We start from the raw sequence: 19,896 nt of genomic DNA on the forward strand, positions 1-19,896 counted from the left end.
GCCGGTCAGGTCGCTGAGGTCAGCTGCTTGCCGTCATGGCTACGGACGGGGGCCCTCGTGATCCAGGGGCGTCGAGGAGGCTGATCGCGAAGACCTCGGACATCTGCTCGGATACCTCTTCCGGGGTGAGTGAGCCATGCAACCGCGGGTCGACTCCTCCGACGTGCGCGTGGTACCGCCGGAGGGCTTGCAGCGGAAGACCAGGGCGGCGATGCCTCGGGCCGTCTTCTTGTAGGCGCCGGTGAGCTCGTCTACCTCGACCTCGGTGCCCGTCTCCTCCAGGATCTCGCGACGTACGTCGGCCTCTGGGGATTCGGCGAGTTCGAGTACTCCGCCCGGCAGTTCCCGAGTCGGCCGTCCTCGCGAACCTCCGGAGATCGGGAACGCCTTGCACTGGGTTTCGAACGCCTCCCGGTCGCTGTCCGATCTGGCGGATCCGGCCCTTGCCCGTGAAGCTGGACGGAACCTCAGCGGCTGCCGAGCCGGTTCAGCGGAAGCGGCGCACTCTGGTCAATGCCCTGCACTACGCCGTGGACCTCGGCGAATTCAGGGAGAACCCTCTCGCCGCGGTTCGCTGGCAGAAGCCCAAGGTGTCGAATGACGTCGACCCCCGGGTGGTGGCCAATCCGGAGCAGGCTCGGTCGCTGCTGACCGCCGTCTCCTACGTCGGGGGACACCGCCGAGCCCGGGGTCGGCGCCTGGTGGGGCTCTTCGCCGGGATGCACTTCGGGGGCTTCCGGCCGACCGAGGGCTCAACGCCGGCGTCGACCCGACCGAGGTTGCCGAGCGCGCCGGCAACAGCGTGGAGGTGCTGCTGAGTCGGTACGCGAAGTGCCTCGACGGGCGCCAGGAGGGGGCCAACCGGCGGATCGAAGATCTGCTGCGCGAGTACGAGTGATCGCGAGTGACTGGCGATACGCTGCGAGGCCCCTGGAGCTGTCCGGGGCCTTCGGCGTTTCCGTGGCTGACCTGCACCGATGGAGCAGGATCCTGTCCACGCATAGTCCACGGGCCCTGGCATACGGCTGCGTACGGCGGCAGTTGGGTGTGGATACGCGAAGACCCCGTCTCAGCGTTGGCGCTGATGGCGGGGTCTTTGGGCACTTCCTGCGAAGTGCCCCCGGCAGGATTCGAACCTGCGCACACGGCTCCGGAGGCCGTTGCTCTATCCCCTGAGCTACGGGGGCGTGTCGTTCGCGTTGCGGCGACGGGTTGAACACTACCAGCTTCCGCGGGGTGATCAGGAACGGATTGCGGGGCTGGGGGAAGTGGGTCGCCCTGAGGGGGTGGAAGTGGCAAAAACCCGGACGCGGGGGCCGCCCCGGACCTACTCTCAAGTTGTGCCAGGCGTCTCGGGCCGGGTGCTTGTTGTCGACGACAACAAGGTCATCCGGCAGCTGATCAAGGTCAATCTCGAGCTGGAGGGCTTCGAGGTCGTGACCGCGAACGATGGTGTCGAGTGCCTGGACGTGGTCCATCGGGTGTGTCCGGATGTGATCACCCTTGATGTGGTCATGCCGCGGCTCGACGGGTTCGGGGCCGCCGCGCGGTTGCGGGCCGATCCGCGGACGCGGCATCTGCCGCTCGCGATCGTGAGCGCCTGTACGCAGAACGAGGTGGAGGCCGGCATCGCCGCCGGGGTGGACGCGTTCATCGCGAAGCCCTTCGAGCCCGCCGAGTTGGTGCGTGTCGTGCGTCGGCTGGTCGAGAGGAAGGACCGGAGGGAGCGGAAAGGAGCTCCCGCCGGGAGAGGCAGAGGGTGAGGGTGAGGGGAAGTCGTAGGGGGAGGCTTTCCTGTGGTGGCGGGTGGTGGTGTTCACATGGCGAAACCCTTCGCGTGACGAGGGGGTCTCTCCCCTAGGCTGGGTCTCGTGACCCCCGCTGACCTCTCCCGTACCGTCGTGCGCGCCGTGCGCCGCGCCGTCGAGGAGGGTGAGCTGCCGGCCGGGACCGGGGTTCCGGAGCGGGTGGTCGTCGATCGGACGCGGCCCGGTGGGGTGGGGGAGTACGCCACCGCCGTCGCCTTCCAGATCGCCAAGCGGGCCGGGATGACTCCCGCCGAGGCTGCCCGGGTGATCGCCGGGATGCTGGCCGGGGTCCCCGGCATCGAGCGCGTCGAGATCACCGGCGCCGGGTTCCTGAACTTCGTACTGGCCGAGCGGTCCGCCGCCGAGCTGGTGCGCGAGGTGCGCGAGCGCGGGGCTCGGTACGGGTTCGCGTCGCCCGACGGTGAGCTGCGGGAGCGGGTGGTGGGGGACGCCGTGCGGCGGATCCTGCGGAGTCAGGGGCAGGAGGGTGGCGGCGGGCTTTCCGTTGCGCCGCTCGCGCGGCGGGACCGGGGGGTCGTCGCCCTGTACGGGGCCGACGCCGCCGCCTGGGCGATGCTCGCGGTGGCGCCGCACGAGACGGCGGTCTTCTCCCCGCGGCTGCTCCTCCAGGACGAGGCCGCCAACGAGTTCTTCCGCGTCCGGTACGCCCACGCCCGCAGCCGGGCCCTCACCGCCAACGCCGCGCAGTTGGGGTTCCGGGCCGAGCCCGGCCCCGTGGGCGAGAGGAACGAGGAGGGCGGGGCGGTGGTGCGGGGGCTGCTCGACTATCCGCTCGTGCTCGAAGCCGCCGCGCACCACCGGGCGCCCGAGCGGGTCGTGCGGCACCTCGTCGAGCTGGCCGACGCCCTGCTCGACTTCCAGTACCGCGTCCTGCCCAAGGGGGACGAGAAACCCTCGGCCGCCCATCGGGCCCGGCTGGCTCTTGCCGAAGCCGCCGGGACGGTGCTGGCCGGCGGCCTGGCCCTGCTCGGCATAGACGCTCCTGACTGCCTGTGATCAGCCTGTGATCAGTGAAGAGAGATTCCGATGAGCCGTTCCGCGCACCCCGCCGGGCCCCGCCACGCCGATGTCCTGCCCGAGGGGCACTACTCCCCGCCGCCCGCCGACCTCAACGCGCTCGACGAGAAGGTCTGGTCGCGGACCGTCGGCCGCGGCGAGGACGGCGTGGTGAGCGTGGGCGGCGTGCCGGTCACCGAGCTCGCGCGGGAGTTCGGCACCCCGGCCTTCTTCCTCGACGAGGAGGACTTCCGGGCCCGCTGCCGTGCCTGGGCGCACGCCTTCGGGCCGGACGCCGACGTGTTCTACGCCGGCAAGGCGTTCCTCTCCAAGGCCGTCGTGAAGTGGCTGAAGGATGAGGGGCTGAACCTCGACGTGTGCTCCGGCGGGGAGCTGACCACCGCGCTCGCCGCCGGGATGCCCGCCGCGCGGATCGCCTTCCACGGGAACAACAAGTCCGTCGCCGAGGTCACCCGCGCCGTCGAGGCGGGCGTCGGGCGCATCGTGCTCGACTCCTTCCAGGAGATCGCCCGCGTCGCGCACATCGCCCGGGAGCGCGGTCTGCGCCAGCCCGTGCAGATCCGGGTGACGGTCGGCGTCGAAGCGCACACGCACGAGTTCATCGCCACCGCGCACGAGGACCAGAAGTTCGGCATCGCCGTCGCCGACGGCTCCGCCGCCGAGGCGGTCCGGCGCGCCCTCGGGCACGACAGCCTGGAGCTGCTCGGCGTCCACTCCCACATCGGCTCCCAGATCTTCGACATGGCCGGCTTCGAGGTGTCCGCCAAGCGCGTCGTGCGGCTGCTGGCCGCCGTGCGCGACGAGCACGGCGTCGAGCTCCCCGAGATCGACCTCGGCGGCGGGCTCGGCATCGCCTACACCTCCGCCGACGACCCGCGCGAGCCGCACGAGATCGCCAAGGCGCTGCACGAGATCGTCGCCCGCGAGTGCGAGGCGGCGGGCCTGCGCGCGCCGCGGATCTCCGTCGAGCCGGGGCGCGCGATCGTGGGCCCCACCGCCTTCACGCTGTACGAGGTCGGGACCATCAAGCCCCTCGAAGGGCTGCGGACGTACGTATCCGTCGACGGCGGCATGTCCGACAACATCCGTACGGCCCTCTACGACGCCGAGTACGCGGTCACCCTGGTCTCCCGTACCTCCGATGCCGAGCCCATGCTCGTCCGCGTCGTCGGCAAGCACTGCGAGAGCGGCGACATCGTCGTCAAGGACGCGTTCCTGCCGGCGGACCTCGCGCCCGGTGACCTCCTCGCGGTGCCGGCCACCGGGGCGTACTGCCGGTCGATGGCCAGCAACTACAACCACGCGCTGCGCCCGCCCGTCGTCGCGGTGCGCGACGGACAGGGGCGCGTGATCGTCCGGCGCGAGACGGAGGAAGATCTCCTGCGCCTCGACCTCGGATGATGAAATAGGTGTCTCACTCAATGGACCGAGGATGGAAACTGCTGTCCATTGAGTGAGACTGGGTGACACCCGGTGCGCAAAACGCGCATGGGGAGCGATGGAAGATCGAAAGGCGTAGGTCGAATGATGCGTACGCGTCCGCTGAAGGTGGCGCTGCTGGGCTGTGGAGTGGTCGGCTCAGAGGTGGCGCGCATCATGACGACGCACGCCGACGACCTCACGCAGAGGATCGGCGCGCCCGTCGAGCTCGCCGGCGTGGCCGTGCGCCGCCCCTCGAAGGTGCGCGAGGGCATCGATCCCGCGCTGATCACCACCGATGCGACCGCCCTCCTCAAACGGGGTGACATCGACGTCGCCATCGAGGTCATCGGCGGCATCGAGCCGGCCCGCGGCCTGATCACCACCGCCTTCGAGCACGGCATCTCCGTCGTCTCGGCCAACAAGGCGCTGCTCGCCCAGGACGGCGCCGCACTGCACGCCGCCGCCGAACAGCACGGCCTGGACCTCTATTACGAGGCCGCCGTCGCCGGCGCCATCCCGCTGGTCCGTCCGCTGCGCGAGTCCCTCGCGGGCGACAAGATCAACCGGGTGATGGGCATCGTCAACGGCACGACGAACTTCATCCTCGACAAGATGGACTCGACGGGCGCCGGATATCAGGAGGCGCTCGACGAGGCCACCGCCCTCGGGTACGCCGAGGCCGACCCCACCGCCGACGTCGAGGGCTACGACGCCGCCGCCAAGGCCGCGATCCTGGCCGGCATCGCCTTCCACACCCGGGTCCGCCTCGACGACGTCTACCGCGAGGGCATGACCGAGGTCAGCGCCGCCGACTTCGCCTCCGCCAAGCGGATGGGCTGCACCATCAAGCTCCTGGCCATCCTGGAGCGTGCCGCCGACGGCGCGTCCGTCACCGCCCGCGTGCACCCGGCGATGATCCCGCTCAGCCACCCGCTCGCCTCCGTCCGCGAGGCGTACAACGCCGTCTTCGTCGAGGCGGAGGCCGCCGGGCGGCTCATGTTCTACGGCCCGGGCGCGGGCGGTTCGCCGACCGCGTCCGCGGTCCTCGGCGACCTCGTCGCCGTCTGCCGCAACAAGCTCGCCGAGGCAACGGGGCCCGGCGAGTCGGCGTACACCCAGCTGCCGGTCAGCCCGATGGGCGACGTCGTCACCCGGTACCACATCAGCCTCGACGTGGCCGACAAGCCGGGCGTCCTCGCCCAGGTGGCGACGACGTTCGCGGAGCACGGCGTGTCGATCGACACTGTCCGCCAGCAAGGACGTCCGGACGGGGTCGGCAATGAGGCCTCCCTCGTCGTCGTCACCCACCGCGCCCCCGACGCCGCCCTCTCCGGGACCGTCGAGGCGCTGCGGAAGCTGGACACCGTCCGCGGTGTGGCCAGCATCATGCGCGTTGAAGGGGAGTAAAGGACCCATGAGCAGCAATCGCACCCACCAGTGGCGCGGCATCATCGAGGAGTACCGGGACCGCCTGCCGGTGACGGACACGACCCCGGTGGTCACGCTCCGTGAGGGCGGTACTCCCCTCGTCCCGGCGCAGGTGCTCTCCGAGCGCACCGGCTGCGAGGTGCACCTCAAGGTCGAGGGCGCGAACCCCACCGGGTCCTTCAAGGACCGCGGCATGACCATGGCGATCACCCGGGCCAAGGAGGAGGGCGCCAAGGCCGTCATCTGCGCCTCCACCGGCAACACCTCCGCCTCGGCCGCCGCTTACGCGGTGCGCGCCGGGATGGTCTGTGCGGTGCTCGTGCCGCGCGGCAAGATCGCGCTGGGCAAGATGGGCCAGGCCCTGGTGCACGGCGCCAAGATCCTTCAGGTGGACGGCAACTTCGACGACTGCCTCGACCTGGCCCGCGCGCTGTCCGACAACTACCCGGTCGCGCTGGTCAATTCCGTGAACCCGGTGCGCATCGAGGGCCAGAAGACGGCCGCGTTCGAGATCGTCGACGCGCTCGGCGACGCCCCCGACATCCATGTGCTGCCCGTCGGCAACGCCGGCAACATCACCGCGTACTGGAAGGGCTTCAAGGAGTACAAGGCCGACGGCCTGGCCTCCCGTACGCCCCGCGTGTGGGGCTTCCAGGCTTCCGGGTCCGCGCCCATCGTGCGCGGCGAGGTCGTCAAGGAGCCGCACACCATCGCCACGGCGATCCGGATCGGCAACCCGGCTTCCTGGAACTACGCGCTGGCCGCGCGGGACGAGTCGGGCGGCTTCATCGACGAGGTGACGGACCGCCAGATCCTGGCGGCCTACCGGCTGTTGGCCGCCCAGGAGGGTGTCTTCGTCGAGCCCGCCTCGGCCGCTTCGGTCGCCGGTCTGCTCAAGGCCGCCGAGCTCGGCCTGGTCGACCCGGGCCAGAAGATCGTGTGCACGGTCACGGGCAACGGCCTGAAGGACCCCGACTGGGCCGTCGCCGGCGCCCCGCAGCCGATCACCGTCCCGGTCGACGCCGAGGCCGCCGCGATCCGTCTCGGCCTGGTCTGACGCGGTAACCCCGTTGCCGGGTTCCGGCAGGCGCGGAGATTGCTTCCGCACGCCCGCCGGAATCCGGCAACTCGCCCCATATGGCATCAGAAGTCCATCAGAAGTCCACCAGAAGTGAAGACGGAACGGCCGGATCCAGGCGGAGGGGCCGACACGCATCGTGCGCCTCCCGTGCGCCCTATGTCGCGAGAGAACCTTCCTTCGATAGGCTGTACTTACATCCGCCACCGCGCATATGACCGCGGTGCTGCCCCAAGGGCCTTCGGGTGTCGTACGTTCTCCAGTACATTCGCAGCGAAGATCCCGCCCGTCACCCGATCTCGCACAGTCACAAGGAGTGTCATCAACCGATGGCAGGTCCCGCGTTCCGCGCCGCCGCCGTACGGGTGCGCGTCCCCGCCAGCAGTGCCAACCTCGGCCCCGGCTTCGACGCCCTCGGTCTGGCCCTGGGGCTCTACGACGACGTGGTCGTCCGGGTGGCCGACTCCGGCCTGAACATCGACATCGCGGGCGAGGGCGCCGACACCCTGCCGCGCGACGAGAGCCACCTCCTCGTACGTTCCATGCGCACCGCCTTCGACCTGCTGGGCGGTCAGCCGCGCGGCCTTGAGGTCGTCTGCGCCAACCGCATCCCGCACGGCCGCGGCCTCGGCTCCTCCTCCGCCGCCATCTGCGCCGGAATCGTCGCCGCCCGCGCCGTGACCATAGGCGGCGAGGCCAGGCTCGACGACGCGGCGCTGCTGGAACTCGCCTCCGAGATCGAGGGCCACCCCGACAACGTCGCGGCCTGTCTGCTCGGCGGATTCACCCTGGCGTGGATGGACGGCGGCAGCGCCAAGGCCATCAGGATGGAGCCCTCGGATTCCATCGTTCCGGTGGTCTTCGTCCCCTCCAAGCCCGTCCTCACCGAGACCGCGCGCGGCCTGCTGCCGCGCAACGTCCCGCACGTGGACGCGGCCGTCAACGCGGGTCGCGCGGCCCTGCTCGTCGAAGCCCTGACCAGGCGTCCCGAACTGCTGCTCCCCGCGACCGAAGACCGGCTCCACCAGGAGTACCGGTCCCCGGCGATGCCCGAGAGCGTGGCACTCGTCAACCGGCTGCGGGCGGACGGCATCCCCGCGGTCATCTCCGGCGCGGGCCCCACGGTCCTCGCGCTGGCCGACAACGGTGCGGCCGACAAGGTCGCGCGGCTCGCGGGCGAGGGGTGGGCGGCCAACAGGCTGGCCCTCGACGCCGCGGGCGCGAGTGTCCTTCCGCTGGGCACCCAGGGCGGCTAGGCCGTCAGGGTGCGCCGTGAAAGCGGGCGGTCAGGGCAGGCCGCCCGCCCGGAAGGCGCGATTGCCGGTGATTGAGAGGGGGAATATCTTTTGGATCCGGTAGTGTTAATCTCAAGTGCGCATCCGAAGCCGCCATGGCTCGGTGCTCAGTGTCCCCATCCGGGACCACCTTTCTTCCGGGAGCCTCCCCGACTGCTTTGATCGCTGCCAGCAGTTTCGGGCACGCTCCGGAATCGGCGTGACATTCCCACGCTTTCAGCTCGGGGGCTTCTCGCCGGAACCACCCACGCACGTTTCTTTCCGCCGTATTTCTACCGGCGGACCACCGCCCCGGCACGGTCCACACCTAGGGCCGTTGTCGGACAGCACAACCGGTCGCCGAGCCAGACAGGCCGACGTCCGCTCCAGGGAAGGACCCTTCGTGAGCGACACCACCGATCTGATGGGCGCTGCCGACACCAACGTCGACACCAGTGCCCCCGCCGCGGGCGCCGCACCCAAGCGCCGCCGCTCCGGCACCGGCCTTGAGGGCATGGTCCTGGCCGAGCTGCAGCAGGTCGCGTCGGGCCTCGGAATCAGGGGCACCGCGCGGATGCGCAAGAGCCAGCTGATCGAGGTCATCAAGGAGACGCAGGCGGGTGGCGGCAGTGCCCCCAAGGCCGCCTCCACCGCGGACACCGCCGAGGCCAAGCCGAAGCGCCGCGCCACCAGCAAGGCCCGAACGGGTGAGGCCGCCGAGCAGGCGCCCGCCTCGAAGCCCGCCGCGCAGGCGCAGATCGAGATCCCCGGCCAGCCGGCCAGCGACGACGCTCCGGCCGGCGAGCGCCGCCGCCGTCGGGCCACGGCCCCCTCCGGCAGCCCGGAGTCCTCGGCCCCCGCCGCCGTGCAGGTCGAGCAGAAGACCGAGACCGTGCCGGCCGCCGCCGCGCCGGTCGAGACCAAGGCCGAGGCCGCCACCGCCGTCTCCGCCCCGCAGGGCCAGGAGGCCGGCGAGGGCCGCGGCCGCCGTGACCGCCAGGGCCGCGGCGAGCGCGGCGAGCGTGGCGAGCGGGGCGACCGTCAGAGCCGCCGCGAGCGCGGTGCCAAGGCCGACGACCAGGGCGGCCAGGGTCAGGGCGGCCAGGGCCAGGGCCAGGCCGGCCAGGGCCAGGGTCAGGGTCAGGGCGGTCGTCAGGACCGCGCCGACCGCGCCGACCGCCAGCAGCAGGGCGGCCGTCAGGGCCAGCAGAGCCGTCAGGACCGGCAGGGTCCCCAGGACAACGGCCCGCAGGACGACTTCGACGAGGACGGCCGTCGCGGCCGTCGCGGCCGCTACCGCGACCGCCGAGGCCGTCGCGGGCGCGACGAGTTCGCCCCGAACGAGCCGCAGGTCGCCGACGACGACGTGCTGATCCCCGTCGCGGGCATCCTCGACATCCTCGACAACTACGCGTTCATCCGGACCTCGGGCTACCTGCCCGGCCCCAACGACGTGTACGTCTCCCTCGCCCAGGTCCGCAAGGCCGGTCTGCGCAAGGGTGACCACACCACCGGTGCCGTGCGCCAGCCCAAGGACGGCGAGCGCCGCGAGAAGTTCAACGCCCTGGTGCGCCTGGACTCGGTGAACGGCATGGCGCCCGAATCCGGCCGCGGCCGCCCGGAGTTCCAGAAGCTGACCCCGCTGTACCCCCAGGACCGGCTCCGTCTGGAGACCGACCCGGGCGTGCTGACGACCCGCATCATCGACCTCGTGTCGCCGATCGGCAAGGGCCAGCGAGGCCTGATCGTGGCCCCGCCGAAGACCGGCAAGACCATGATCATGCAGGCGATCGCCAACGCGATCACCACGAACAACCCCGAGTGCCACCTGATGGTCGTCCTGGTCGACGAGCGTCCGGAAGAGGTCACCGACATGCAGCGGTCGGTCAAGGGCGAGGTCATCTCCTCGACCTTCGACCGCCCGGCCGAGGACCACACCACCGTCGCCGAGCTGGCCATCGAGCGCGCCAAGCGTCTCGTCGAGCTGGGTCACGACGTGGTCGTCCTGCTGGACTCCATCACCCGTCTGGGCCGCGCGTACAACCTCGCGGCGCCCGCCTCCGGCCGCATCCTGTCCGGTGGTGTCGACTCGACCGCGCTGTACCCGCCGAAGCGCTTCTTCGGTGCCGCGCGCAACATCGAGGACGGCGGCTCGCTGACCATCCTGGCCACCGCGCTCGTCGACACCGGCTCGCGCATGGACGAGGTGATCTTCGAGGAGTTCAAGGGCACCGGCAACATGGAGCTCAAGCTCGACCGGAAGCTCGCCGACAAGCGCATCTTCCCGGCCGTCGACGTCGACCCGTCGGGCACCCGCAAGGAGGAGATCCTCCTCAACGCGGAGGAGCTCGCCATCGTCTGGAAGCTGCGCCGGGTGCTGCACGCGCTCGACTCGCAGCAGGCGATCGAGCTGCTGCTCGACAAGATGAAGCAGACGAAGTCGAACGCCGAGTTCCTGATGCAGATCGCGAAGACGACCCCGGCGGGCAAGAACGACGACTGACCGTCGCCGAGTCCGCCGCGTCGCCGGCGCCGCACCACCGGACCGCCCCCACCGCAACCGCGGTGGGGGCGGTCCCGCGTTGTGGGTGCCTCCGTGTCCGGCGTGCGAGCTTCGCCACATTCCGGGCCCGCGCGGATCCTCGTACGTCTTCTCGCGCCGCCCCGCGAAGCCGCAGGTGGGCGGCGCCCCGTACGGGCCCCGGCCCCGTACCCCGGCCGTCCGGCCCGGGCCCGCGGGGCCCCGGCCCCGGGCCGCGGTGGAACCCCGGGGTCCCAGAAGCCGTCTGTGTCTGCGGAACAGCGGGGGAAGGAAGGCCTTAGCGGCCGGGGATCCGGATCAGGACCGAGGAGAGCATGAGCCAGGACAGCACCGGCCAGGGGGGCGGCCGCGCCGCCGCACGGCGCCTGCGCAAACCGCCCGCGCGCCGCAGGGCACTCGGCGTCGCCGCGTGGAGCGCCGCGGGCGTGGTCCTGCTCGGCGGCGCCGGGCTCGGGTACTACTACGTCAAGTTCAACGGCAACCTGAAGACCGTCGACATCGACGCGGCGCTCGGCAGCGACCGCCCGCGGAACGTGGACAACGGCTCGATGGACATCCTCGTCCTCGGCTCGGACTCCCGCGGCGGCGCGAACTCCGAGTACGGCCGGGACGACGGCGGCTCCGCCCGCTCCGACACCGCGATGATCATCCACCTGTACGAGGGCCACGAGAAGGCCAGCGTGGTGTCCATACCGCGCGACACGATGATCAACCGGCCCTCCTGCGCCACCTCCGAGGGCAAGACCGACCCCGGCAGCTCACGGGCGATGTTCAACGAGTCGTTCACCGTCGGCGGGGCCGCCTGCGCGGTCAAGACCGTCGAGAAGATGTCGGGGATCCGCATGGACCACTACATCGAGGTCGACTTCACCGGCTTCAAGAAGATCATCGACAAGCTCGGCGGCGTCGAGGTCACCACCACCAAGCCGATCAAGGACGGCGCCAGCCACCTCAACCTGGCGGCGGGCACCAACAAGCTGAACGGGGAGCAGGCCCTCGGCCTCGTCCGGACCCGCAAGAGCGTCGGCGACGGCAGCGACCTGGGCCGAATACAGCTCCAGCAGGCCTTCATCAAGGCCCTGATCAAGCAGGTCAAGGGCATCGGGGTGTTCGACAACCCCAAGCGGCTGCTCGACGTCGCCGACACCGCCACCAAGGCGATCACGACCGACAAGTCCCTCGGGGACGTGAAGTCCCTCATGGGCTTCGCCCAGAGCCTCCAGGGCATCGACGCCGGGGACATGCAGATGATCACCCTCCCGGTGGCCGGCGACCCGCGCGACCTCAACCGCGTGGTCCCGCTCACCAAGGAGTCCAAGCTGGTCTGGGACTCGCTGCTGGCCGACAAGCCGATCCCCGCCGAGGCCACCGAGAACTCCGCCGGCGACAAGGGCACGGCCGGCTCGATCGTCCAGTAGCCGCAGGTCAGGGGCGCCCGGGGGCGGGGTGGAATAGATGCCGTCCCCGTCCCGTTGAGGGAGGCGTCCTCAGAATTTTGACAGGCGGCCCGGTCCTGGCAGACTGGTCTGTCGGCCCCGGTTCACGCAGTGCGCAATTCGGCTCCTGCGACCCGGCGCCCTCCCGAATCTAGGAGACACCTTGAAGCGCGAAGTTCACCCCGAGTACGTCGAGACCCAGGTCAGCTGCACCTGCGGCGCGTCGTTCACCACTCGTAGCACCCTGACCGAGGGCACCATCCGTGCCGAGGTCTGCTCCGAGTGCCACCCGTTCTACACGGGCAAGCAGAAGATCCTCGACACCGGTGGCCGTGTCGCCCGCTTCGAGGCCCGCTTCGGCAAGGCTGCGCAGAAGTAGCGCGCTTCCGGCGCCGGATCCCGGTTGTTCCCTGTCCACACGGGGGCAGCCGGACCGGCGCCTTTGTCGTCCCGCAGCCCTTTTTCGTACTTTTCACCCCAGGAGCCCCCGATGTTCGAGGCGGTCGAGGAACTGATCGGCGAGCACGCCGATCTTGAGAAGAAGCTCGCCGACCCTTCGGTCCACTCGGATCAGGCCAACGCGCGCAAGCTCAACAAGCGCTACGCGGAGCTGACCCCGATCGTCGCGACCTTCCGCGCATGGAAGCAGTCCGCCGAGGACATCGAGACGGCCAAGGAGTTCGCGGCCGACGACCCCGACTTCGCGGCCGAGGTCAAGGAACTGAGCGCGCAGCGCGAGGAGCTCACCGAGAAGCTCCGCCTGCTGCTCGTTCCGCGCGACCCCAGCGACGACAAGGACGTGCTCCTGGAGGTCAAGGCCGGCGCGGGCGGCGACGAGTCCGCCCTGTTCGCGGGCGACCTGCTGCGCATGTACCTGCGCTACGCCGAGCGCGTGGGCTGGAAGACCGAGATCATCGACGCCACCGAGTCCGAGCTCGGCGGCTACAAGGACGTCCAGGTCTCCGTCCGCACCAAGGGCGGCAACGGCGCGACCGAGCCCGGCCAGGGCGTGTGGGCCCGCCTGAAGTACGAGGGCGGCGTGCACCGCGTCCAGCGCGTTCCGGCCACCGAGTCCCAGGGCCGCATCCACACCTCCGCCGCCGGCGTGCTCGTCACCCCGGAGGCCGAGGAGGTCGAGGTCGAGGTCAACATGAACGACCTCCGCATCGACGTGTACCGCTCCTCCGGCCCCGGCGGCCAGTCCGTCAACACCACCGACTCGGCCGTGCGCATCACGCACATCCCGACCGGTGTGGTCGCCTCCTGCCAGAACGAGAAGAGCCAGCTCCAGAACAAGGAGCAGGCCATGCGCATCCTGCGCTCCCGGCTGCTGGCCGCCGCCCAGGAAGCCGCCGAGCAGGAGGCCTCCGACGTGCGCCGCAGCCAGGTGCGCAGCGTGGACCGCTCCGAGAAGATCCGTACGTACAACTACCCGGAAAACCGGATCTCGGACCACCGGACCGGCTTCAAGGCGTACAACTTGGACCAGGTGCTCGACGGGGACCTCGACTCGATCATCCAGGCCTGCGTCGACACCGACTCCGCCGCGAAGCTCGCGGCCGCGCACTGACACCCGCTCCACCCCCCCCGTACGACAGCAGCCCGGAGGACCAGCGTGAACTTGCTGCTTGCCGAGGTGGCCCAAGCCACCCAGCGGCTGGCCGCCGCCGGCGTGCCCTCACCGCGCTTCGACGCGGAGGAGCTCGCCGCCTTCGTGCACGGCGTCAAACGGGGGGAACTGCACCACGTCAAGGACACGGACTTCGACGCCCGCTACTGGGAGGCCGTCGCCCGCCGCGAGGCGCGCGAGCCGCTCCAGCACATCACCGGCCGCGCCTTCTTCCGGTACCTGGAGCTCCAGGTCGGGCCCGGGGTGTTCGTGCCCCGGCCCGAGACCGAGTCCGTCGTGGACTGGGCCATACACGCCGTCCGCGCGATGGACGTCGTCGAGCCGATGATCGTGGACCTGTGCAGCGGCTCCGGCGCGATCGCGCTGGCCATGGCGCAGGAGGTGCCGCGCTCGCGCGTGCACGCCGTCGAGCTGTCCGAGGACGCGCTGCGGTGGACCCGCAAGAACGCCGAGGGCTCCCGGGTCACCGTCCACCAGGGCGACGCGCTCAGCGCGCTGCCCGAGCTGGACGGCCAGGTCGACCTCGTCATCTCCAACCCGCCGTACATCCCGCTCACCGAGTGGGAGTACGTCGCCCCCGAGGCCCGGGACCACGACCCCGAGATGGCGCTCTTCTCCGGCGAGGACGGCCTCGACACCATCCGCGGCATCGAGCGCACCGCGCACCGGCTGCTGCGGCCCGGCGGCATCGTCGTGATCGAGCACGCCGACACCCAGGGCGGCCAGGTGCCGTGGATCTTCGCCGAGGAGCGGGGCTGGGCCGACGCGGCCGACCACCCGGACCTCAACAACCGCCCGCGCTTCGCCACCGCCCGCAAGGCCCTGCCGTGACGGACGCGACCCTTTCCGCCACCCCCCTGCCGCACGAGGAGCCCCGCTGATGGCCCGGCGATACGACTGCAACGACGCGACGGACCGCAAGACGGGTCTGCGCGAAGCGGCGTCCGCCGTGCGCCGCGGCGAGCTCGTCGTGCTGCCCACCGACACCCTGTACGGGATCGGCGCGGACGCCTTCAGCGCGGAGGCGGTCGGTGACCTGCTCGCCGCCAAGGGGCGGGGCCGCAACATGCCCACCCCCGTCCTCATCGGCTCCCCGAACACCCTGCACGGGCTGGTCACGGACTTCTCCGAGCAGGCGTGGGAGCTCGTCGACGCGTTCTGGCCGGGTGCGCTGACGCTCGTCGCCAAGCACCAGCCGTCGCTGGCGTGGGACCTGGGCGAGACCCGCGGGACCGTGGCCGTACGGATGCCGCTGCACCCCGTCGCGATCGAGCTGCTGACCGAGGTCGGGCCGATGGCGGTGTCCTCGGCGAACCTGTCCGGGCACCCGGCGCCGGAGGACTGCGACGCGGCGCGCGAGATGCTGGGCGACTCGGTGTCCGTGTACCTGGACGGGGGCCCGACCCCGGGGATCCAGCCGTCTTCGATCGTCGACGTCACCGGGAAGGTTCCCGTCCTGCTGCGGGAGGGGGCGCTGACCGCCGAGCAGCTGCGGGAGGTCGTACCCGATCTAGAGGTGGCCCCGTGAGCCCTGAGGGGCGTGGCATAGCAAGCGGGCATTCCCTGGCCCCGGCCGGGGGAGCGACCTTTCGCATCCTCCACGTCAGCACCGGCAACGTGTGCCGCTCGCCCATCACCGAGCGGCTGACGCGGCATGCGCTCACGCACCGGCTGGGCGGTCTCGTGACCGGGGACCTCATCGTCGAGAGCGCCGGCACGTGGGGCCACGAGGGTGCGCCCATGGAGGCGAACGCGGCGGCCGTGCTCGCGGACTTCGGCGCGGACGCGACGGGGTTCACCGGCCGGGAGCTGCTGGACGAGCACGTCATACGTGCGGACCTGGTCCTCACGGCGACCCGTGACCACCGGGCGCAGGTCATCTCGATGGGCCACTCGGCGGGGCTGCGGACCTTCACGCTCAAGGAGTTCACCCGGCTGGTACGGGCGATAGACCCGGCCACGCTGCCGCCGCTGGACGACGGCATGGCGGAGCGGGCGCGGGCCCTGGTCCGGGCCGCCGCCGCGCTGCGCGGGTGGCTGCTGGCGCCGTCCCCCGACGCCGACGAGGTCTACGACCCGTACGGCGCGCCGATCACCTTCTTCCGCTCGATCGGCGACGAGATCAACCAGGCGCTGGACCCCGTGGTCACGGCCCTGACGGGCGTCACGGCGCCGCACTGAGCGGTCGGCGGCCGGAGGCTGCCGCAGGGACCCGAAGCCGGGGAGGCCCCCCGGGGCCGAGCGGTGCGAGGGTTCCGTTGGAGTGGGGCCAACCAGGCGCTGGACCCCGTGGTCACGGCCCTGACGGGCGTCACGGCGCCGCACTGAGCGGTCGGCGGCCGGAGGCTGCCGCAGGGACCCGAAGCCGGGCGCTGGACCCCGTGTCCACGGCCCTGACGGGCGTCACGGCGCCGTGGGGCGCCTGAGGGGGGTCCGGGGCCGTGTGGGGCGCGGGGGGCGTCGGACGGGCGTGGTCGGCGGGCGTGAGCGGCGGCCGGGGAATAGGGTGGCGATACCGGTTCACCCCTCGGGAGTCGCGCCATGAGCGTCATCACCCAGCCGACGGACCTGCTGCGCCGGCAGGACCCGCAGATGGCCGACGTGCTCGCGGGGGAGGCCCGCAGACAGGCCGGCACGCTGCAGCTGATCGCCGCCGAGAACTTCACCTCGCCCGCCGTGCTCACCGCGCTCGGCTCCGCGCTCGCCAACAAGTACGCCGAGGGCTATCCCGGCGCCCGCCACCACGGCGGCTGCGAGTACGCGGACCTGGCCGAACGGACCGCCGTGGAGCGCGCCAGGGCGCTGTTCGGCGTCGAGCACGCCAATGTGCAGCCCCACTCCGGATCCGCCGCCGTGCTGGCCGCGTACGCCGCGCTGCTCCGCCCCGGGGACACCGTCCTCGCCATGGGCCTCCCGTACGGCGGGCACCTCACCCACGGCTCGCCCGCGAACTTCTCCGGGCGCTGGTTTGACTTCGTCGGGTATGGGGTCGAGGCCGAGACGGGCCTGATCGACTACCGGCAGGTGCAGGACCTCGCCCGTACGCACCGTCCCAAGGCGATCGTGTGCGGCTCGATCTGTTACCCCCGCCACCCCGAGTACTCGGTGTTCCGGGAGATCGCCGACGAGGTCGGGGCGTACCTGATCGCCGACGCCGCGCACCCCATCGGGCTCGTCGCCGGTGGCGCGGCCCCCAGCCCCGTCCCGTACGCGGACATCGTCTGCGCGACCACGCACAAGGTGCTGCGCGGTCCGCGCGGGGGGATGATCCTGTGCGGCGCCGAGTTCGCCGAGCGCGTCGACCGGGCGGTGTTCCCCTTCACACAGGGCGGCGCCCAGATGCACACCATCGCAGCGAAGGCCGTGGCCTTCGGCGAGGCCGCCGGCGCCGCGTTCACCACGTACGCCCACCGGGTCGTCGCCAACGCGCAGGTGCTGGCCGACGAGCTGGAGGCGCACGGGTTCCTGCTGACGACGGGCGGCACCGACACGCACCTGATCAGCGCCGACCCCGCGCCGCTCGGGCTGGACGGGGCGACCGCGCGCGCCCGGCTGGCGGCCGCCGGGATCGTCCTGGACACCTGCGCCCTGCCGTACGGGGACCAGCGCGGCATCCGGCTGGGCACGGCGGCGGTGACCACCCAGGGGATGGGGGAGCGGGAGATGGTCCGGATCGCGGAGCTGTTCGAGGCGGCCCTGCGGGGCGGGAGCGGGGAGGGTGAGGTGGCGCGGACCCGGGAGGACGTCAGCGACCTGACACTGGAATTTCCCCCGTACGCGGTTTAAAGAGGGCAAGCGGGACGTAGTGCAACCGTGATACTGGCCCCTCGCGTCCTCGATGCGGGGGACATCGCAGCTAATGTGTGGGGCTGAGATGGCCGGCGATACATCTGGGGCAGCCCGTGCGTGAATATCTGCTGACGCTTTGCGTCACGGTCGCGGTGACCTATCTGCTCACCGGGCCCGTGCGGAAGTTCGCGATCGCGGTCGGAGCGATGCCCGCGATCCGGGCCCGTGACGTGCACCGGGAGCCGACACCACGGCTCGGCGGCATCGCCATGTTCGGCGGTCTGTGCGCGGGCCTGCTGGTCGCGGACCACCTGCAGAACCTCAACGGCGTCTTCGAGCTGTCGAACGAACCGCGGGCGCTGCTCTCCGGGGCGGCGCTGATCTGGCTGGTCGGCGTCCTCGACGACAAGTTCGAGATCGACGCCCTGATCAAGCTCGGCGCCCAGATGATCTCGGCCGGTGTGATGGTCATGCAGGGTCTGACGATCCTGTGGATCCCGGTGCCCTTCATCGGCACGGTCGCGCTCACCCAGTGGCAGGGCAACCTGCTCACCGTCGCCCTCGTCGTGATCACCATCAACGCGGTGAACTTCGTGGACGGCCTCGACGGCCTCGCCGCCGGCATGGTCTGCATCGCTTCCTGCGCGTTCTTCCTCTACGCGTACCGGATCTGGTTCGGCTACGGGATCGAGGCCGCGGCCCCCGCGACGCTCTTCGCGGCGATCCTGATGGGCATGTGCCTCGGCTTCCTGCCGCACAACATGCACCCCGCCCGGATCTTCATGGGCGACTCCGGCTCGATGCTCATCGGCCTGGTCCTCGCCGCCGGCGCCATCTCCATCACCGGACAGGTGGACCCGGACGCCATGGCCCTGTTCGCGGGCGGCGAGCGCAACGCGACGCACGCGATGCTGCCGGTCTTCATCCCGCTGCTGCTGCCGCTGACGATCATCGCGATCCCGATGGCGGACCTGATCCTGGCCATCGTCCGGCGCACCTGGAACGGCCAGTCCCCCTTCGCCGCCGACCGCGGCCACCTGCACCACCGGCTGCTGGAACTCGGCCACTCGCACAGCCGCGCGGTGCTGATCATGTACTTCTGGTCGGGCCTGATCGCCTTCGGCGCGGTGGCCTACTCGGTCCACTCCACCTCGATGTGGATCGTGCTCGCCATCGCCGCCCTGAGCGCGGTGGGCCTGATCCTGCTGCTCCTGCCGCGCTTCACCCCGCGCACCCCGCGCTGGGCCGAGTTCCTGGTCCCGCCGCGCTACCGGCACTCCGCGCGGCGAGCGGAGGCCGCCGCGGAGGCGGCCGCGCGCGAGGCCACGGCCATCGAGCCGGCCCCGGCCCGGCCCGTCGTGGCGGGCGTCTCCGGCGTCAACGGGGCGACCGCGGTGGGTGCCCGGTCTCGCTTCCCCGACCGGCGCAAGGCCGAATCCACCCGCTGACGCGTCCGCCGTGGGCCCCGCGCGCGAGCCGGGGCCCACGCTCATGTGCGCGGTCAAGCCGGCGCGTCAGCCGTCCCCGATCGAGCGCGCTTGCCCCCGTGCTCATTCCGGACACAAAGTCCCAATACCAGACAAGGTGGCTCGCTGTCGCGCACACACGGGCGGGTTCACTCTCATGTGTGACAGTCAGCACACCGACCAGGTAAAGCTCTCATCAAATAGTTTGTGATACCGTTCACTAAACCCGGCGACAGAGCCGAAGGACCGTAGTGCGACGGTCCATTGGCCCGAGGCCCCCTCTCGGACCGGGCTTACGCTCGTCCCGTACGAGTTCCGTACGAGTCCGTGCCCCCACCACCACGCGGAGCAACCCGCCATGCGGTCAGATGACGTCCGATCCCTCCTGCAAACCGCCGTACCCACAGCTGTAGCCGGCGCACTCGCCGCCGTGATCAGCGCGTTGGTCGTCGGCGGCAAGGGGGCGGTGGGCGCCATCGTCGCGACGCTGGTCGTGATCCTGTTCATGGGCATCGGATTCATCGTTCTCCAGCGCACGGCGAAGGCGCTTCCGCATCTCTTCCAGGCCATGGGGCTCATGCTCTACGCGGCCCAGATCCTGCTGCTGTTCGTCTTTCTCGCCGCGTTCAAGAACACCACTCTGTTCCACCCGAAGACCTTCGCCATCACGCTCGTCGTGACCACCCTGGTGTGGACCGGCGCTCAGACGCGTGCGCACATGAAGGCCAAGATCCTCTACGTTGAACCGGACTCGACGAAGGGCGAAAAGCCCGATGACTCGGGGCCGAAGTCGTGAGGGGTAGGGCCGGAATAAGTACGAGTTCGGGATCCTGCTATCGTCCGGTGCCAACTGCGGCACTGCGGGCGCGGGCATCTGAGCTGACGCCTGTTCCATCGCGAGGCTCGATGCCTGAACGCCGCCCCCACACCTGTAACACCAGTCCAGTGCCGAACAGCGGCTGTGCGCCGCGCCGACACAACGAGG

16 protein-coding genes, 1 tRNA gene and 2 pseudogenes are annotated in these 19,896 nt (G+C 71.0%); 17 read left to right on the top strand and 2 right to left on the bottom strand.

All coding sequences use genetic code 11. From position 1 onward, the window contains the following. Positions 1-5: 5 nt before the first annotated feature. Positions 6-378 (bottom strand): annotated as a pseudogene (locus EES41_RS24780) (NUDIX domain-containing protein). On the opposite strand from EES41_RS24780, the pseudogene EES41_RS44245 reads away from it, so the two are divergent. Continuing rightward, positions 368-898, top strand: a pseudogene (locus EES41_RS44245) (hypothetical protein); the annotation flags it as partial. The pseudogenes EES41_RS24780 and EES41_RS44245 overlap by 11 nt on opposite strands. 217 nt (positions 899-1,115) lie before the next feature. On the opposite strand, the gene EES41_RS24790 reads toward EES41_RS44245, so the two are convergent. Continuing rightward, a tRNA-Arg gene (locus tag EES41_RS24790) sits at positions 1,116-1,187 on the bottom strand. A 99-nt stretch (positions 1,188-1,286) separates the two neighbouring features. On the opposite strand from EES41_RS24790, the gene EES41_RS24795 reads away from it, so the two are divergent. The 16 genes from EES41_RS24795 to EES41_RS24870 all read left to right on the top strand — a co-directional run bounded on the left by EES41_RS24795 (position 1,287) and on the right by EES41_RS24870 (position 19,707). Beyond that, positions 1,287-1,763 (top strand): response regulator, encoded by a 477-nt coding sequence (locus EES41_RS24795; RefSeq protein WP_123082680.1) that lies wholly within the window; start codon positions 1,287-1,289, stop codon positions 1,761-1,763. A 108-nt stretch (positions 1,764-1,871) separates the two neighbouring features. After that, positions 1,872-2,825, top strand: a complete 954-nt coding sequence (gene nrtL / locus EES41_RS24800; RefSeq protein ID WP_123080373.1) for an ArgS-related anticodon-binding protein NrtL — start codon at positions 1,872-1,874, stop codon at positions 2,823-2,825. Between the two features lie 30 nt (positions 2,826-2,855). Further along, positions 2,856-4,247 (top strand): diaminopimelate decarboxylase, encoded by a 1,392-nt coding sequence (lysA, locus tag EES41_RS24805; protein WP_123080374.1) that lies wholly within the window; start codon positions 2,856-2,858, stop codon positions 4,245-4,247. 126 nt (positions 4,248-4,373) lie between these two features. After that, positions 4,374-5,675 (top strand): homoserine dehydrogenase, encoded by a 1,302-nt coding sequence (locus EES41_RS24810; protein WP_123082681.1) that lies wholly within the window; start codon positions 4,374-4,376, stop codon positions 5,673-5,675. Between the two features lie 7 nt (positions 5,676-5,682). After that, complete coding sequence (thrC, locus tag EES41_RS24815; protein ID WP_123080375.1) at positions 5,683-6,753, top strand: threonine synthase; 1,071 nt, start codon at positions 5,683-5,685, stop codon at positions 6,751-6,753. Positions 6,754-7,103: 350 nt separating this feature from the next. Then, positions 7,104-8,030 (top strand): homoserine kinase, encoded by a 927-nt coding sequence (gene thrB, locus EES41_RS24820; RefSeq protein WP_123080376.1) that lies wholly within the window; start codon positions 7,104-7,106, stop codon positions 8,028-8,030. A 421-nt stretch (positions 8,031-8,451) separates the two neighbouring features. After that, complete coding sequence (gene rho / locus EES41_RS24825; RefSeq protein ID WP_123080377.1) at positions 8,452-10,551, top strand: transcription termination factor Rho; 2,100 nt, start codon at positions 8,452-8,454, stop codon at positions 10,549-10,551. 353 nt (positions 10,552-10,904) lie between these two features. Next, the gene (locus tag EES41_RS24830) at positions 10,905-12,008 is read left to right on the top strand and encodes an LCP family protein (RefSeq protein WP_123080378.1); all 1,104 of its coding nucleotides are present in this window, start codon (positions 10,905-10,907) and stop codon (positions 12,006-12,008) included. Between the two features lie 181 nt (positions 12,009-12,189). Next, on the top strand, positions 12,190-12,405 hold the full coding sequence (gene rpmE / locus EES41_RS24835; protein WP_008738144.1) for a 50S ribosomal protein L31: 216 nt from the start codon (positions 12,190-12,192) through the stop codon (positions 12,403-12,405). A 111-nt stretch (positions 12,406-12,516) separates the two neighbouring features. Next, a complete protein-coding gene (prfA, locus tag EES41_RS24840; RefSeq protein ID WP_123080379.1) occupies positions 12,517-13,596 on the top strand; it encodes a peptide chain release factor 1 in 1,080 nt (359 codons plus the stop codon). Positions 13,597-13,641: 45 nt separating this feature from the next. Next, positions 13,642-14,487, top strand: a complete 846-nt coding sequence (gene prmC / locus EES41_RS24845) for a peptide chain release factor N(5)-glutamine methyltransferase (RefSeq protein ID WP_008738147.1) — start codon at positions 13,642-13,644, stop codon at positions 14,485-14,487. A 49-nt stretch (positions 14,488-14,536) separates the two neighbouring features. Then, positions 14,537-15,184, top strand: a complete 648-nt coding sequence (locus EES41_RS24850) for an L-threonylcarbamoyladenylate synthase (RefSeq protein ID WP_008738155.1) — start codon at positions 14,537-14,539, stop codon at positions 15,182-15,184. Between the two features lie 17 nt (positions 15,185-15,201). After that, the gene (locus EES41_RS24855; protein WP_086025367.1) at positions 15,202-15,837 is read left to right on the top strand and encodes a protein-tyrosine-phosphatase; all 636 of its coding nucleotides are present in this window, start codon (positions 15,202-15,204) and stop codon (positions 15,835-15,837) included. A gap of 360 nt (positions 15,838-16,197) precedes the next feature. Then, positions 16,198-17,442, top strand: a complete 1,245-nt coding sequence (gene glyA / locus EES41_RS24860) for a serine hydroxymethyltransferase (protein WP_123080380.1) — start codon at positions 16,198-16,200, stop codon at positions 17,440-17,442. Between the two features lie 104 nt (positions 17,443-17,546). Beyond that, positions 17,547-18,893 (top strand): MraY family glycosyltransferase, encoded by a 1,347-nt coding sequence (locus EES41_RS24865; protein WP_174261837.1) that lies wholly within the window; start codon positions 17,547-17,549, stop codon positions 18,891-18,893. A gap of 376 nt (positions 18,894-19,269) precedes the next feature. Next, a complete protein-coding gene (locus EES41_RS24870; protein WP_123080382.1) occupies positions 19,270-19,707 on the top strand; it encodes a hypothetical protein in 438 nt (145 codons plus the stop codon). Positions 19,708-19,896: the final 189 nt, after the last annotated feature.

It is taken from the genome of Streptomyces sp. ADI95-16, assembly GCF_003721495.1.
Lineage (GTDB): Bacteria > Actinomycetota > Actinomycetes > Streptomycetales > Streptomycetaceae > Streptomyces > Streptomyces goshikiensis.

What these genes read in the sequence shown, in the direction of transcription:
- EES41_RS24870 (WP_123080382.1), top strand. Translation starts at nt 19,270, where the DNA reads ATGCGGTCAGATGACGTCCGATCCCTCCTGCAAACCGCCGTACCCACA.
- prfA (WP_123080379.1), top strand. Translation starts at nt 12,517, where the DNA reads ATGTTCGAGGCGGTCGAGGAACTGATCGGCGAGCACGCCGATCTTGAG.
- EES41_RS24830 (WP_123080378.1), top strand. Translation starts at nt 10,905, where the DNA reads ATGAGCCAGGACAGCACCGGCCAGGGGGGCGGCCGCGCCGCCGCACGG.
- EES41_RS24850 (WP_008738155.1), top strand. Translation starts at nt 14,537, where the DNA reads ATGGCCCGGCGATACGACTGCAACGACGCGACGGACCGCAAGACGGGT.
- EES41_RS24810 (WP_123082681.1), top strand. Translation starts at nt 4,374, where the DNA reads ATGCGTACGCGTCCGCTGAAGGTGGCGCTGCTGGGCTGTGGAGTGGTC.
- thrC (WP_123080375.1), top strand. Translation starts at nt 5,683, where the DNA reads ATGAGCAGCAATCGCACCCACCAGTGGCGCGGCATCATCGAGGAGTAC.
- glyA (WP_123080380.1), top strand. Translation starts at nt 16,198, where the DNA reads ATGAGCGTCATCACCCAGCCGACGGACCTGCTGCGCCGGCAGGACCCG.
- thrB (WP_123080376.1), top strand. Translation starts at nt 7,104, where the DNA reads ATGGCAGGTCCCGCGTTCCGCGCCGCCGCCGTACGGGTGCGCGTCCCC.
- lysA (WP_123080374.1), top strand. Translation starts at nt 2,856, where the DNA reads ATGAGCCGTTCCGCGCACCCCGCCGGGCCCCGCCACGCCGATGTCCTG.